Source organism: Micromonospora sp. NPDC050276 (assembly GCF_044459545.1).
Taxonomy (GTDB): domain Bacteria; phylum Actinomycetota; class Actinomycetes; order Mycobacteriales; family Micromonosporaceae; genus Micromonospora.
Genome location: NZ_JBITJA010000004.1, coordinates 69,348 through 84,384, shown reverse-complemented (window position 1 = coordinate 84,384; position 15,037 = coordinate 69,348). Strand labels below are relative to the sequence as shown.

Here is a 15,037-nt window from a genome sequence, read left to right as displayed (position 1 = left end):
GTGCCCCGACTGTCGTACCGCCGCGCGCTGACCCGGGCCCTCGCCGACGAGTTGGCCCGCGACGAGGCGGTGTTCCTGCTCGGCGAGGACATCCAGGTCGGGGCGTCGCTGGTGACCACCGGGCTGGCCAAGCGGTTCGGGACCGAACGGGTCCGGGACACCCCGCTGTCGGAGCAGGCGTTCACCAGCTTCGCCACCGGCGCGGCGTTGGCCGGGCTGCGGCCGGTGATCGAGTTCCAGATCCCGTCGCTGCTGTTCCTGGTCTTCGAGCAGATCGTCAACCACGCGCACAAGTTCCCGCTGATGACCGGCGGCCAGTGCAGCGTTCCCGTCACCTACCTGGTGCCGGGCTCCGGCTCGCGGACCGGCTGGGCCGGACAGCACTCCGACCACCCGTACAGCCTCTTCGCCCACGTCGGCGTGGTCACCGTCGTGCCGGCCACCCCGGCCGACGCGTACGGGCTGCTGGTCACCGCGATCCGGCACGACGACCCGGTGGTGGTGTTCGCCCCGGCCGCTGCGATGGACGTGCGCGACGACGTCGACGACCTGGTGCCGGTGCCGTTGGGCCGGGGCCGGATACGCCGTTTCGGCGACGACGTGACAGTGGTGGCGATCGGGCACCTGGTGCACGACGCGCTCGCGGTCGCCGAGGAGCTGGCCGACCAGGTCTCGGTCGAGGTGTTCGACCCGCGCACACTGTACCCGTTCGACATCGACGGTCTCACCGAGTCGGTGGCCCGCACGGGACGCCTCGTGGTGCTCGACGACGCCAACCGCTCCTGCGGAATGGCCGCCGAGATCATCGCCTCGGTGGTGGAACGGGTGCGGCTGCTCGCCCCGCCGCGCCGGGTCACCCGACCGGACGGGGCGGTGCTGCCGTTCGCCCCGGCACTGGACCGGGCCGTCCAGCCCGGCCGGGACCAGCTCGCCACCGCCATCCACCTGACCATGAAGGACTCATCATGATCGACCCGAACTATCCGTGGCCGGCGGCCGACCGGGCCTGGGCCGACCTGCCGGAGCCGGCCCGTTCGGCCCTGGTGGCCAGTGGGGCGGCGGCCTGGGAGCAGGTCTTCCACGGTCGAGCCACCTACAACAAGCAGTGGCGACTGGCCCGACCCCCGGTGCTCACCGCCGACGCCTGGCGGGAGCTCAACGAGGTCTGCGACCGGCTCGCCCAACTCATCCTCGACGCCTGCCGTCGTCGGGCCGGTACCGCCGGTGAGCTGCGCCGGCTGCTCGACGTACCGGCGGGGGAGACCCGCCTGCTGGACGAGTCGGAGCCGCTGACCGAGGCGCTGCTGGCCGCCGCGTACCGGCCCGATGTGATCTTCTCGGAGGGGGTGCCGAAGTTCGTCGAGTACAACATCGACAGCAGCCTCGGCGGCGGGTTCGACGCCGACACCGTCATCCAACGGTTCGCGCGCCTCTACCAGGAGCAGGGCATCCTCGACGCCCTGCCGGTGCGGGCCGCGCCGTCCCTGCTCGACCAACGGTTCGTGGCGATCCGCGAGGAGCTGCGGCTACCCGAGGGGGCCCGGGTGGCGCTGCTGATGGACTTCGACGCCGACTACCCGGGCCTCGACGACCCGCAGACGTTCATCCGGATCCTCGACCCCCTCGCCGTACGGGCCCGGGACTTCGGCATCGACCTGGTCATCGCCCCGGTGTCCACCGCCACCCTGGACGCCGACAACCGCCTGGTCGTCGCCGGTGCGCCGGTGGACGCGCTGTTCCGGCTCTTCGTGCCCAACCGGGTCACCCCGACCGCCGGCCTGGACGCGGTGGCCCTGGCCCTCGCGGCCGGCACCCTGCCGATGTTCGTGTCGGCGGCGGCGTGGCTGCTCGGCAACAAGACCACGTTCGCCTGGCTGTGGGAGGACGTGGACGGTCTCGCCGCCGACGACCAGGCGCTGATCCGCCGGCACGTGCCGTACACGGTGCCGTTGACCGCCGCGGTGCTCGACCGGGCCCTCGCCGAGCAGGCCACGCTGGTGGCGAAGCCGGCCGACGGTTCGGCCGGGCACGGCGTGATGCTCGGCCCGGAGTTGAGCGCGGCGGACTGGGCCGACGGTCTGCGGGCCGCCGTCGAGCAGGGCGGCGCGATCCTGCAGGAGTACCTGCCGACCGACCGGGTGTCGATGGACTTCGTCCAGATCGAGACCGGTGAGACGGTGACGGCCGACGTCCCGTACTCCCTGGCCCCGTACCTGTTCGGCCGCCACGCCTCCGGTGGCCTGGCGAGGGTCGGCTACCCGGGCTGCGACGGAATCCTCAACCTGGCCCACGGAGTCCTCCTAACCGGAATCCTCCTGCACGACTGACCCCCCGCCCTGCCGCGGTGATCAAGAGGTTTCGGTCACGACACGCCGGGCCTGATGACGCAAACCTCTTGATCACCGGGGTGGAGGAGGGAGGTGGGTCCGGGGGGCGAGGGCGCGGAGGGTTTCCGCCGTTGCGATGGCGTCGCTGCGGGCGCTGCCGTGGCGGCCGTCGGTGCTGTACAGGGTGGGGTCGGCCGTTAGGGGATGGTCGGTCAGGTGCACGTGGATCGTGTTCAGGCGTTCGGCCAGGGTTGCCGTGTGGGCGGAGAGGCGGCGCATGCGCTCGCCGAGGCCGGGGCGCAGCGCCTCGGGGACGGCCGGGCTGTGCGAGACGTCGAACATGCCCACGGTGATGACGTCGGCGCCCGCGTCGCGCAGCGCCGTGATCATCGCGGTCAGCTCGGCGTCCACCGCGTCCGCGTCGTACGCCGGGTGGAAGGCGTCGTTGCCGCCGCAGACCACCAGCGCCAGCTCCGGCTCGAAGGCCAGCGCCGGCGCGAGCTGGGTGGCCCGCACCTGGTGCGCACGCAGCCCACGCCGACCCAGATTCGAGTACGCCAGCTCGGGGCGGACGGCGGTCAGCTCGGCGGCGATCCGGTCGGCCCACTGCACGTCGGGGTAGCCCGGTGTCGGCTCGCACATGCCCTCCACGACACTGTCGCCGAGTGCCACGAACCGCCGCCACGGGTGCTCGCGCAGCAGTTCGGCGGCCTCCCCGGGGCGCAGACAGTACGGGTCCGTCGATTCGGTGAGCGTCGATGGCATCCCGGCACGCTAACCGACCGGCGGGCTGCCCGGCCACGCTCAGCCGGTCAGGCTGACCTCGGCCAGGTAGACACAGGTCTGTCCCTCGTGTGACGAGTAGTAGCTCACCCACAGCAGGTCGTCGTGCCAGACCAGGCCGGGGTAGCTGGTGTCGCCGCCGGAGGGCAGCGCCACCAGCTCGGTCACCTCGCCCCGGTCCGGGTCGACGACGCAGATCGCGGTGCGGACCGCGCCGTCGTGCAGGCGCACCCCGGCCAGCAGCCGCCCGTCGGGCAACCGGAGCAGCGTCGGCCCGCCCACCTGGACACCCAGGTCGGTCCAGGTCCACTCCCGGTACGGCGGCAGGGCCGTGCCGAGTTGCGCGCTCGCGGTGGCCGTGTCGCGCCGCAGCAGGCAGCGGGCGGTGCCGTCCGGGTCGAAGACCAACCCGGACTCGTTGGGGTACCCGTCCTCGAACAACGCGGGCACCCACGGCTGAAGGTCGATCCCGTCGGTGCTGCGGTAGAGCCGGGCGAACCTCGGCTCCCGGGTGGCGTAGCCGACGCCGTACATCGCGCCGTCGTGCCAGGCCGCCCGCCACACCCAGACGCCCGCCTCACCGACCGGGGTCGGATCGCCCCAGGCGTGCCCGTCGGTGGAGAGCCAGGTCACCGTCTGGAACGTCTTGGTGGCCTCGCCGACGGCGGCCGCGGCGAGCAGTTGCAGTCGCCCGTCGGGTCGCGCGACGAAACGCGGGTCGCGCAGGTCGACGCCGGCCTGCCGGAGAACGGCAGCCGGGGTCCACGACCGGCCGTCGGTCGACGTCAGCACCCGGAGCACGCCGTCGTCGCTGAGGTGGGTCCGGGCCTCCCGGAAGGCACAGAACCACTGCCCGGCGTGCCGGATGAGGTCGGTGAACGCGCTGTGCGGCGCGCTGTCGCCGATCCGGCGCACGGCGGTGAGCTCGGCGGTGAGGTGACGGGCGGGTGACGACGTCATACGCGGCGACCTCCAGGTGCGGTGACGACGGCCGACGCTAGACGCCCCCGCCGACGCCCACGCGGCCAGCAGTCGAACGTCCGACGAACACCGCGCGGGCGCTGTCGGGTTGGCGTCTCGGCACGATGGCTGCGCTGCCCGCGCTGCCGTGCCGAACTTGTCACTCCGGCTCCGGCCGGCCGCTGACCGGCCTCAGCCGGTACGGGTTCAGTGGGCCACGCTGTGCTCGGCGAGGATTTCACCGAGCACGTGCCGGGCCTGGCCGGCCTTGGCCGGGTCCCGATCGTCCAGGGTGATCAGTGCCTTCCACAGCGCCCAGCCCCGTCCTCGTGCCCAGGTGGCGTCGTCCAGACCGAGTGCCGAGCGGAAGGCGGCCCGGCTGGGGCCGTACAGCAGGGTCCAGGCGATGACGGTGTCGCAGGCGGGGTCGCCCACGCCGCAGCAGCCGAAGTCGATGACGGCGGCCAGCCGGCCGTCGCGGACCAGCAGGTTGCTCTCCGCGACGTCGCCGTGGAACCAGACCGTCGGCCCGGCCCAGGTGGCGTCGAGGGCGGCCTGCCAGATGCCGGTGACCACGTCAGCGGGGAGCCGGTCGCGGTGCGTCTCGATCGCCGCCCGGGTCTCCGCGTCGTACGTGGACAGCGGGCCGCCCCGCCAGGCGCTGTGCGGGCCGGCAGCCGGGCCATTGGTGGCGTCGATGCCGCGCAGGGCGCGCAGGAAGCCGGCGAGGTCGGTGGCGAACCGGGTCAGGTCGTCGATCCGCTCGGCTCGGGCGGTCTGCCCGTCGATCCACCGGTAGACCGACCACGGGTACGGGTAACCGGCGCCGGGCCGGCCGTGCCCCAGCGGCGCGGGGATCGGCACCGGCAGTTGTCGCCCGAGCATCGGCAGCCAGCGTTGCTCCTTGGCGACCTGGAGGGCGTACCCCGTGCCGCTGGGCAGCCGTGCGGTCATCTCCGCGCCCAGGTGGAAGGTGCGGTTGTCCCAGCCGTCGACCTCGACCGGGCGGACCGGCAGGTGCGCCCACTGCGGGAACTGTTCGGCCACCAGGCGGCGGACCAGGGCCGCATCGATCCGGTCGGCCACGTCGTCGTTGGCCACCGGTACGCCGGGTGGCGGCTGCGCGTTCATCGGTCCGAGCCTGTGGCAGCCGGGCTCGCAGCGCAACCGGTTTGTCCGGGCACAGCGGCTGGGTCGGCCCAGCGGGTAGGGTGCTCGCCATGATCGAGGACACCAGGTGCCGTTGACGAATCCGTGGTTGACCGGGCCCACGCCGACGAAGCGGCTCGATCGTGAACGGCTCGAAGAGCGCCTGCTCAACCTCCTGTCGTCGCAGAACATGTGTGTGCTCGCGACCACGGGTCCGGACGGACCGCTGGCCACCCCGGTGCGCTACTACCCGCTCGGCTTCGCGGTGCTCTTCACCGCCGCGCCACGTTCGCCGAAGATGCGCAACATCGCCGCCGACCCGCGCGTGTCGGTCGGCATCTTCGCACCGTTGGTCGGTCTGGCCAGCAGCCGTGGTGCCCAACTGTTCGGAACGGCCAAGGTGCTTGACCCGGAGCATCCGGACCGTGCGCACTACTGGGCGGCGGTCCGATGGGAGAACGAGCACGCCGAGCGCGGGCGACCGCTGTCCGAGCCGCCTGGAGACACACTCGTGGTCGTTGAGGCGGAGCGGATTGTCTACACCGAGCACTGGCTACGACGGGACGGGTTCGCGCCACGGCAGTTCTGGCGTCGCTGAGGACGCTGACGACCCCGAGTGCCGGACCCGCCGGGCGGCGTCGCGGACGGAACCCGCGAGTCAGGCTGCGGGGTCAGGGTGTGGTGACGGGAGTGGCGTTCGCCGGCGTCGTCGGGGCGGACGTCCTGGCCACCAGCGGGTACGCGGTGACCAGCAGGCACGCCGCCGCCATGGTCAGCAGGGCCGGGGTGAGCCCCAGCGCGTCCACCGACCAGCCGCCGAGCAGTGCGCCGACCGGCAACCCGACGAAGGCCAACGAACCGGCGATGCCGATCACCCGGGTCTGCAACTCCGGCGGCACCCGCTCGTAGAGCGCCACCCCGAGCAGCGGGTTGACCGCCGCGATGCCGATTCCGGACAGGAACGTCACCACCAGCACCACCGGCAGTTCGTCGCTGATCGCCAGCGCCACCAGCCGGGGCGTACCGGCGACCAGCGCGCCGAGCAGGAACGTCAACCGTCGGGGCAGCCGGGGTCCGAGCGCGGTGAACACCAGGTTGCCCAGCAGCGCGCCCGCCGAGAACGCCGCGAGCACCAGACCCAGCCCACTCGGGCCGGGCAGTTCCCGGGCGACCCAGACCGGGATGTAGACGGCCACGCTGGCGTTGGCCACCATGTTCAGCGCCGAGATGACGACCAGCATGCCGAGCAGCGGACGGTCCCCACCCAGGTAGCTGAACCCGCCGCGCAGCGCGCGCAGGTAGCTCTCCGGCTGGGCGGGTTGCGTGGGGGCGGCCGGCGGGCGGACCAGGACGCCGATCAGCAGCGCGCAGACGCCGAAGCTGGCCGCGTCGATGAGGATCGCCTCGGTCACCCCGAACGCGGCGATCAACACGCCGCCCACGGCGGCGCCGAACAGGGTCACCACCCGGCTCAACCCGTCGTACGCGGAGGTCAGCCGGATCAGCGGCACTCCGGCGGCCTCCGCGACCGGTCGGAACATCACGTGCTTCACCCGGTCCCCGATGCCCCGCAGCGCGCCCGCCAGCGCGACCAGCGCCACCAGCGCCCCGAAACCCAGCCACGGGGTCAGCGCGACGACGACCATCGCCACCGCGCTGCCGCCGTCGCAGAGGATCGACGTCCGGCGCAGGCCGATCCGGTCCGCCCAGGGCGTGCCCAACGCGCTGGACAACAGGTACGGCAGGGTCTCGGCGAACGCCACCAGGCCCATCTTGGTGGGGCTGCCGGTGGTGACCAGCACCAGCCACGGAATGGTCACCACCGAGATGCGGGTGCCCAGGTTGGAGATCAGGTCGGCGCTGACCAGGACAACCAGTTGCCGGCGGGGGGTCACGCCCCGACCGCCGCCGCCCGACGGGCCGCGTACCGCTCGCGCAGTGCCCGCTTGTCCACCTTCATCGACCGGTTCACCGGAAGCCGGTCGACAAACTCCACCCCGGCGGGCGCCCACATCTCGTTGAGGTCGGCGGTCACCAGGTCGATCAGCTCCGCCCCGGTGACGGTCGCGCCCGGGGCCGGCACCACGTACGCGTACGGCACCTCGCCGACCGTCTCGTCCGGTACGCCGATCACGGCGGCGGCGCGTACCTGGGGGTGCCCGATCAGCACGTCCTCGACGGGCCGGCAGAAGATCGCCCAGTTCCGCCGGTGCGTGACGATCATGTCGTGTGCCCGGTCGACCAGGTAGAGGTAGCCGTCGTCGTCGAGGTGGCCGATGTCGCGGGTCCGCACCCAACCGTCGACGAGGGTCTGCGCGGTCAGCTCCGGCTGACCGTGGTAGCCGGCGAAGCTCAGTCGGGTGTGCACCCACACCTCGCCGTCGCGGCCCGTCGGCAACACCACGCCGTCGTCGTCGCGGATCTCGATGCGGACGTCGCCGTAGGGCCGCCCGCAGGAGCGCAGCCGCTCCGGGTGCTCCGGGTCGTCGGTCAAGCCGGGCAGCGCGGTGATCACGACCGCCTCGCTGAGGCCGTACACGATGCGCAGCACCGGACCGAACCGCGCGATGGCCTGGCGCAGCCGGGCGGGCGCGGCGGGCCCGGCGCCCACGTTGAACATGAACATGGCGGAGAAGTCCGCGCCGACCAGCGCCGGGTGGTCCAACACCTCGTAGAGCATCGGCGGCGTGACGAAGGTCGAGTTGATCCGCTCCCGCTGCACGGTGTCCACGAAGGCCACCGGGTCCCAGTCGTCGCGCAGGAACAGCACCCCGCCGGTGAACAGGTTGAACAGGGTGGTGATCTGACCGCTGGCCAACCACATCGGTGAATGCGACAGGTGCCGCAGCAGCGGGAACCCGGCGGCGCGGAAGTCGGCGGCCAGGGTGAGGACCTGGGCGTAGAAACTCTCCCGGTGGTGCACCAGCTTGGGGCTGCCGGTGGTGCCGCTGGTCTGCAGGAACGACTCGGGCGCCGGCACGAGCGGCGGCAGTTGCGTCGCCGGGGCGGCGGCGGTGAGGTCGGGGCCGGCGCCCCCCGCGCCCAGGCAGCACACCGGGGTGCCGGGCAGCGCGGCGGCCAACTCCGGACCCAGGCTGGCCGGGTCGCGGGCGTCGTAGACGAGGGCGTCGGGGCGGGCCAACCGGATGAACTCGTCGACCTCCCGGCGTGCGGTGACCGGGGCCACCCACATCGTCCGGCAGCCGAGCAGATGCAGGGCGAGCTGGAGCAGCGGGCCCTCCACCGCGTTCGCGACGGTCACCAGCACCGCCGACCCGGGCCGTACGCCGTGCCGGGTCAGCGTCGCGGCCATCGCCCGGACCAGAGCGGCGGCCTCGGTGTAGCTGAGTCGGCGACCGGCACCGACCAACGCCTCCCGGTCGCCGAATTCGGCGAAGAGGTCCAACACCCTGTCCACGTAGGTCGTGTGCCCGGGTCCGTCAGTCATCCGGCAGCCCCCATCCGAGAAGCGGCAGTCCCCGGGCACCTCCCGGGAACGACGCGACGGGTGGCGCGCTCGGGCGACCGCACCGCCGCCGACTGGAAGCCTAGGCCGGAAACGGCTGGTAGGAACCGTGCCGGACGGGCGATCCGAGCGGCCCGCCGGACATTTGATCGCGTCGATCAGGTTGATTGACGCCCATCAGTGGCGGCGGCTAGGTTTCTGGACCATCGTCCAGGCGGGCGCCGTCAGCGGACGGCCCTGGGCTGCCACACGATGGAGGTTCCATGGCAACGGCAACCCCGAAGAGATGGCATGTCATCGCCGCCGCGGCCGCGCTGTTGGTCGTCGGCGCACCCGCCGTCGTCGCCAGCGCCGGTCCGTCCGGGACCACCGCCGGTCGGCCGGACCGCACCGAGTGGGCGGGCAGTTGGGCCACCGCGGTCACCCGGGGCAACTCGGTCGGGTTGACCAACACCGGCCTCAACAACCAGAGCGTCCGGATGATCGTGCACGTCTCGGTGGGCGGCCCGGCGTTGCGGGTACGTCTGAGCAACCTGTACGGCGAGCAGGCGGTCACGGTCGGCCGCGCCACCGTCGCCCGGCCGAACACCGCCACCCCCGACGACCTCTCCGACATCGACGCGACGTCGGTGCGCCCGTTGACCTTCACCGGAGCCGCCTCGGCGACCATGAACCGGGGTGCGGAACTTCTCAGCGACGCGTTGGCCTTCCCGGTCGCGGACGACAGTGACCTGGTGGTCACCCTGCACTTCCCGACGCCGACCGGCCCGACCACCTTCCACGGGCAGTCCCAGCAGGCCAACTTCATCGGCGCGGGGGATCTCACCGGGGCGGCCGAGGGCACCGGGTTCACCACCCGTCCCACCTGCTGCTGGTTCTTCCTCTCCGGCGTCGACGTGCAGCGCAAGGGCAGCCCCGGCGCGCTGGTCGTGCTCAGCGACTCCATCGGGGACGGCAACGGCAGCACCGTCAACGCCAACCGGCGCTGGCCCGACCTGCTCTCCGACCGGTTGCTCGCCGACCGGCCGGACAAGCGCACCCCGGGCGTGCTCAACCTGAGCCTGGCCGGCAACCGGCTCAACCACGAGGGCACCGAGCCGGGCGACGGCAACTACCCCGGCTACTACCAGCTCGGCCCGAACGCGGCGGCCCGGCTCAACGAGGACGTGTTCGGCCAGACGGGGGTGCGCACCGTCGTCACCCACCTGGGCATCAACGACATCTGGATGTCGAACGACTCACCCGACGCGATCATCGCCACCCTGCGGCAGATCAACCAGCAACTCCAGCAGCGTGGGCTGACCAGCCTCGTGGCCACGCTGACGCCGTACGAGGGCCATGGCGCGCCGGGCGTGTGGACGCCGCAGAAGGAGGCCACCCGCCAGTCGGTGAACGCGTACCTGCGCGGCAGCCGGGAGTTCGACGGGCTGCTCGACTTCGACCGGGTGCTGCGCGACCCGGCCCGGCCCAGCCAACTGCTGCCCGCGTACGACTCGGGGGACCACATCCACCCGAACGACGCCGGCAACCAGGCACTGGCCAACGCGGTGCCGCTGCGGCTGCTCGACCTGTGACATCGGTCGGGGGCGACGGGTGATCCCCGTCGTCCCCGGCCACCGACATCGGCGGGGAGGAGTTGACCGTGGACGTGGAGGAGATACTCACCGGCCTGTACAGCGAACAGGGCAGGCAGGACCCGTACCCGTGGTACGCCGAGCTGCACCGGCTCGGCCCGATCAGCGCGATGCCGGCGCGCCCCGAGCACCGGACGGTGGCCGCGGTCGCGGTCGGCTACGACCTCATCGACGGCTTGCTGCGCGATCCGGAGTGGACGAAGCAGCCGCCGCCGGGGTGGGAGGAGCAGGAGATCCTGCGGACCTTCCAGACCTCGATGATGTTCGTCAACCCGCCCGATCACACCCGGATGCGGCACGTCTTCTCCCGCACCTTCACGCCGCGCCGCCTCAACTCGCTGGAACCGGTGATCCTGCGGGTGGTCGACGAGTTGCTGGACCGGATGGCCGACGCCGGGGCCGGCGTGGTCGACTTCGTGGCCGACTTCGCGTACCCGATTCCCGCCCTGGTGATGGCCGAGTTCATCGGCATTCCGGCCGAAGACCTGCAGTGGTACCGCGAGTGCGTGGAACGGATCGACGAGTTCCTGGACGTGGCCGGGAAGACCCCACAGCGGCTCGCCGCGGCCAACACCGCCGCGCAGGAGTTGCGGGTCTTCTACCGGGAGCTGCTGGGGCACCGCCGCCGGGCGCCCGGCGACGACCTGCTCAGCGGATTGGTCGAGGCGCTCGACTCCGGGGAGGTGGAGCTGACCGAGGAGGAGTTGATCAGCAACCTGATCGTGCTGTTCAACGCCAGCTTCGTCACCACCGTCTACATGTTCAGCAACGGGCTGCCGCTGCTGCTGGCCCACCCGCAGACGGTCGCGGCGCTGCCCACCGACGCGACACTGGCCCAGGGTTGCGTCGACGAGGTGCTGCGCCTGGCGAGCCCGGTGCACTTCCTGGCCCGCGCCGCGCCGGCCGACACCGTGCTGGACGGGGTGCCGGTCGCCAAGGACGCCAACGTGCTGATCATGATCGGGGCGGCCAACCGGGATCCGGCCCGCTTCCCGGCCCCGGACGCCTTCGATCCGACCCGTCCCGGCCCTCCGTCGCTGGCCTTCGGGGTGGGCCTGCACTTCTGCCTCGGCGCGGCGGTGTCGCGGTTGGAGGGGCGCCTCGCACTGCCCCGGCTGTTTGCCCGGTTCCCCGCGCTGACGGTCACCGAGACGCCGACGTACAGCGGCAGCCTGTTCCTGCGCGGCATCGACAAGCTGCTGGTCAGCGCTGGTGGATAGGAGCGACATGGCCCTGCACCCGGAGGTGGCGGCGTACCGGGCGGCCCGTGCGGCGGCCGGCACCCCACCGCTGTACGCGCAGACCCTCGGCCAGGCGCGCGCCGCGGACCTGGCCGCGATCCGCGCCGGCAGCGGCGCGGTCGAGCCGGTGACCGAGGTACGCGACGAGCGGATCCCCGGCCCCGGCGGGGAACTGCCGCTGCGGGTGTACCGGCCGGCCGGGTCGGGTCCGCTGCCCACCCTGCTGTACTTCTTCGGCGGCGGCTGGACGCTCGGCAGCATCGAGACCGCCGACGGCATCTGCCGGCGGCTGGCCAACGCCGTGCCCTGCCAGGTGATCACCGTCGGCTACCGGCTCGCCCCGGAGCACCCCTTCCCGGCCGCGGTGCACGACTGTCACGCCGCCGCCTCGTGGATCGCCCGGCACGCCGACCGGCTGGGCGTCGACCCGACCCGGCTGGCGGTGGGTGGCGACAGTGCCGGCGGAAACCTGGCCGCGGCGGTCACCCTGCTCTGCCGCACGGACGGGCCAGCACTCACCGCGCAGCTGCTGGTCTACCCGAACACCGACCAGAGCGGCGAGTCGGATGGCCCGAGCGGGGACGACGACCCGGCGCTGTTCAACCGCCGCTCGGTCGCCTGGTACCGGACGCACTACCTGGCCGACCCGGCGCACGCCCGGGATCCGCTGGCCTCGCCACTGCTCGCCGACGACCTGTCCGGACTGCCGCCGGCGCTGGTGGTCACCGCCGAGCTGGACCCCCTGTGCGCCGAGGGGCAGCGGTACGCCGAGCGGCTGCGCGACGCTGGTGTGCCCACCCGGCTGGAGCACTACCCGGGCATGATCCACGGGTTCTTCGCCATGCCGGGGGCCTTCACCGACGGGCGGCGGGCGCAGGGGAGCGCGGCGGCGTTCCTCCGGGAACGCTTCGGGCTGCCGGCCGGGCCGGGCGAGCCTGTCGAAGCCGCCCGGCCGGGCCAGGTGGATGAGCCGGCCGAGCCGGCGGCCGCGACGGGCACGGCGGCGGGCGATGGGTGAGCGTGTGCTGACCGACCCGCCGGCCGTGTCGCTCGCCGACTACGCCGAGCGGGCCCGAGCAGTGCTGCCACCGGACGTGTGGGACTACCTGGCCGGCGGCAGCGCATCCGAGGTGACCCTCGCCGCCAACCGCCGCGCGCTGGACCAGATCGCGGTGCTGCCCCGGGTGCTGCGCGGGGTGGACACCGTCGACCTCGGCACCCAACTGCTCGGCCGCCGGTACGCCCTGCCGGTCGGGGTGGCACCGATGGCGTACCAGCGGCTGGTGCACCCGGACGGTGAGCGGGGTCTGGCCGCAGCGGCCGGTGCGGCCGGAATCCCGTACCTGGCAAGCACGCTGGGCAGCACCCCCATCGAGCAGGTGGCCGGCGCGGGCGCGGACGTCTGGTTCCAGCTCTACTGGCTACGCGACCGGGGTCTCGTCCGCGACCTGCTGCACCGGGTCGTCGCGGCCGGGTGCCGGGCGTTGGTGGTGACCGTGGACGTTCCGGTGCTCGGTCGACGGCCCCGGGACCTGCGCAACGCGTTCCGGTTGCCGGCCGAGGTGGTCGCCGCGAACCTGCCCGACGGTCGCGACGCGTTGGCGCACTCCGGTGCTCCCGGGGTGTCCGCGATCGCCGCGCACACCGCCGCGTCGTTCGCGCCAGCGCTGCGCTGGGCGGACCTGGCGTGGCTGCGTGCGCAGATCGACCTGCCGCTGGTGGTCAAGGGACTGCTGGACCCGCGCGACGCGGCCGAGGCGGTACGGGTCGGCGCGAACGCGGTGGTCGTCTCCAACCACGGCGGACGGCAGCTGGACGGCTCCCCGGCGAGCGTCACCATGCTGCCGGAGGTCGTCGACGCAGTCGGGGACGGGTGCCAGGTGCTACTGGACAGCGGCATCCGGGGCGGCACCGACGTGCTGCGGGCGCTGGCATTGGGGGCGGCCGGGGTGCTCGTCGGCCGGCCGCTGCTCTGGGCCCTCGCCGTCGGCGGCGAGCCGGCCGCCCGCGACGCGTTGGGGCTGCTCGCCGCCGAACTGACCGACGCGCTCACCCTGGCCGGCTGCGCGGACACGGCCGCGGCCGGCGACCTGCGCACGGTCCGGGTGGGTTGAGTGGTGACCGCCGCCGAACCGGTCGACCTGACCGTCGCCGACCTGCACCCCGCGCTGGGGGACCCGGCGCTGACCTCGATGAACTTCCTCAACGAGGTGTCCGAGCGCTATCCGGCGGCGGTGTCCCTCGCGGCCGGCCGGCCGTACGAGGAGTTCTTCGACCTCGCGGCGGTGCACCGGCACCTGGACACCTTCCACCGGCACCTCGTCGACGACCTGGGGCACTCACCCGAGCAGGCCCGGCGGCTCCTGCTGCAATACGGCCGGACCAAGGGCATCGTGCACCACCTGATCGCCCGCAACCTGGCCGTGGACGAGCAGATCACCGTCGACCCGGAGGCCGTGGTGGTGACGGTCGGGTGCCAGGAGGCGATGTTCCTGGTGCTGCGGGCGTTGCGGGCCGGGCCGACGGATGTGCTGCTCACGGTGGCCCCGACCTACGTCGGGCTGACCGGGGCCGCCCGGCTGGTGGATCTGCCGGTGTGGCCGGTCGCCGGTGGGTCGGCCGGAATCGACCTGGCCGACCTGGTGACCCAGGTGCGCCGGGCGCGGGCGGCGGGGCTACGGCCGCGCGGCTGCTACCTGATGCCCGACTTCGCGAACCCCTCCGGCGTCAGCATCGACACCGCCCACCGACGACGGCTGCTGGAATTGGCCGCCGAGGAGGATCTGCTGCTGCTGGAGGACAACCCGTACGGCCTGTTCCACAGCGACGACGGGCCGCGCCCGCCCACCCTCAAGGCGTTGGACACCGAGCGGCGGGTGGTCTACCTCGGCTCGTTCGCCAAGACCGTGCTCCCCGGCGCACGGGTCGGGTACGTGGTCGCCGACCAGCGGGTGGCCGGTGCGGACGGTCAGGTCGGCCCGCTCGCGGACCAACTCGCCATGATCAAGAGCATGGTCACGGTGAACACGTCGCCGATCGCGCAGGCGGTGATCGGCGGCCGGCTGCTGGAGCACGGATGCAGCCTGGTGGCCACGAACGACCGGGAGCGCGCCGCGTACACCCGGAACATGCGCCACCTGGTGGCTGGTCTGACCCGGCGCTTTCCGGCCGTGCCGGACCAGCCCGACCGGCTGGCCCCGGTGCGCTGGACGGTGCCGGCCGGCGGGTTCTTCGTGGTGGTGACCGTGCCGTTCCCGGTCGACGACGCATTGCTGGGCCGCTCGGCGCGTGACTACGGAGTGCTGTGGACGCCGATGGCGCACTTCTACGACGACACCGCGCCGGTCTGCGCGTTGCGGCTGTCGGTCAGCGCGGTGACGCCGGAGCAGATCGACGTCGGGCTGGATCGCCTCGCGGCGCTGATCACCGACGAGTTGGCCCGCCGGGCGGGTTGACACACCGCGTTCATCGGATGGC

General features: G+C 72.9%; 13 protein-coding genes. 8 read left to right on the top strand and 5 right to left on the bottom strand.

Features of this window, described 5'->3' with window-relative positions; all coding sequences use genetic code 11:
- On the top strand, window positions 1-969 hold the full coding sequence (locus ACIBF8_RS09310) for an alpha-ketoacid dehydrogenase subunit beta (RefSeq protein ID WP_396781885.1): 969 nt from the start codon (window positions 1-3) through the stop codon (window positions 967-969).
- On the top strand, window positions 966-2,327 hold the full coding sequence (locus ACIBF8_RS09305; protein ID WP_396781884.1) for a hypothetical protein: 1,362 nt from the start codon (window positions 966-968) through the stop codon (window positions 2,325-2,327). The genes ACIBF8_RS09310 and ACIBF8_RS09305 overlap by 4 nt, the downstream gene beginning before the upstream one ends.
- Before the next feature lie 72 nt (window positions 2,328-2,399).
- Here ACIBF8_RS09305 and ACIBF8_RS09300 read toward each other — a convergent pair whose 3' ends face one another.
- The 3 genes from ACIBF8_RS09300 to ACIBF8_RS09290 all read right to left on the bottom strand — a co-directional run bounded on the left by ACIBF8_RS09300 (window position 2,400) and on the right by ACIBF8_RS09290 (window position 5,201).
- Window positions 2,400-3,092 (bottom strand): SGNH/GDSL hydrolase family protein, encoded by a 693-nt coding sequence (locus tag ACIBF8_RS09300; RefSeq protein ID WP_396781883.1) that lies wholly within the window; start codon window positions 3,090-3,092, stop codon window positions 2,400-2,402.
- Window positions 3,093-3,131: 39 nt separating this feature from the next.
- The gene (locus tag ACIBF8_RS09295) at window positions 3,132-4,070 is read right to left on the bottom strand and encodes an exo-alpha-sialidase (RefSeq protein ID WP_396781882.1); all 939 of its coding nucleotides are present in this window, start codon (window positions 4,068-4,070) and stop codon (window positions 3,132-3,134) included.
- Window positions 4,071-4,277: 207 nt separating this feature from the next.
- Window positions 4,278-5,201, bottom strand: coding sequence for an aminoglycoside phosphotransferase family protein (locus tag ACIBF8_RS09290; protein WP_396781881.1), 924 nt, complete (start codon window positions 5,199-5,201; stop codon window positions 4,278-4,280).
- A gap of 106 nt (window positions 5,202-5,307) precedes the next feature.
- Between ACIBF8_RS09290 and ACIBF8_RS09285 the strand changes: the two genes are divergently transcribed.
- Entirely contained in the window at window positions 5,308-5,817 is a 510-nt protein-coding gene (locus ACIBF8_RS09285) for a pyridoxamine 5'-phosphate oxidase family protein (RefSeq protein WP_396781879.1), read from the top strand.
- A 73-nt stretch (window positions 5,818-5,890) separates the two neighbouring features.
- Here the strand turns inward: ACIBF8_RS09285 and ACIBF8_RS09280 are convergent, their stop codons facing one another.
- Window positions 5,891-7,114 carry an MFS transporter gene (locus tag ACIBF8_RS09280; RefSeq protein ID WP_396781878.1) on the bottom strand — a complete coding sequence of 408 codons (1,224 nt, stop codon included), beginning with the start codon at window positions 7,112-7,114 and terminating at the stop codon, window positions 5,891-5,893.
- A complete protein-coding gene (locus ACIBF8_RS09275) occupies window positions 7,111-8,667 on the bottom strand; it encodes an AMP-binding protein (protein ID WP_396781877.1) in 1,557 nt (518 codons plus the stop codon). The genes ACIBF8_RS09280 and ACIBF8_RS09275 overlap by 4 nt, the downstream gene beginning before the upstream one ends.
- Window positions 8,668-8,981: 314 nt before the next feature.
- Between ACIBF8_RS09275 and ACIBF8_RS09270 the strand changes: the two genes are divergently transcribed.
- From ACIBF8_RS09270 to ACIBF8_RS09250, 5 genes are all read left to right on the top strand, one after another.
- Window positions 8,982-10,259 (top strand): SGNH/GDSL hydrolase family protein, encoded by a 1,278-nt coding sequence (locus ACIBF8_RS09270; protein ID WP_396782463.1) that lies wholly within the window; start codon window positions 8,982-8,984, stop codon window positions 10,257-10,259.
- A gap of 68 nt (window positions 10,260-10,327) precedes the next feature.
- Window positions 10,328-11,539 carry a cytochrome P450 gene (locus ACIBF8_RS09265; RefSeq protein WP_396781876.1) on the top strand — a complete coding sequence of 404 codons (1,212 nt, stop codon included), beginning with the start codon at window positions 10,328-10,330 and terminating at the stop codon, window positions 11,537-11,539.
- Window positions 11,540-11,546: 7 nt separating this feature from the next.
- The gene (locus ACIBF8_RS09260) at window positions 11,547-12,578 is read left to right on the top strand and encodes an alpha/beta hydrolase (RefSeq protein ID WP_396781874.1); all 1,032 of its coding nucleotides are present in this window, start codon (window positions 11,547-11,549) and stop codon (window positions 12,576-12,578) included.
- Window positions 12,571-13,674, top strand: coding sequence for an alpha-hydroxy acid oxidase (locus ACIBF8_RS09255; RefSeq protein WP_396781872.1), 1,104 nt, complete (start codon window positions 12,571-12,573; stop codon window positions 13,672-13,674). Before ACIBF8_RS09260 ends, ACIBF8_RS09255 begins: the two co-directional genes overlap by 8 nt.
- A 3-nt stretch (window positions 13,675-13,677) precedes the next feature.
- The gene (locus ACIBF8_RS09250; RefSeq protein ID WP_396781870.1) at window positions 13,678-15,015 is read left to right on the top strand and encodes an aminotransferase class I/II-fold pyridoxal phosphate-dependent enzyme; all 1,338 of its coding nucleotides are present in this window, start codon (window positions 13,678-13,680) and stop codon (window positions 15,013-15,015) included.
- Window positions 15,016-15,037 lie beyond the last annotated feature (22 nt).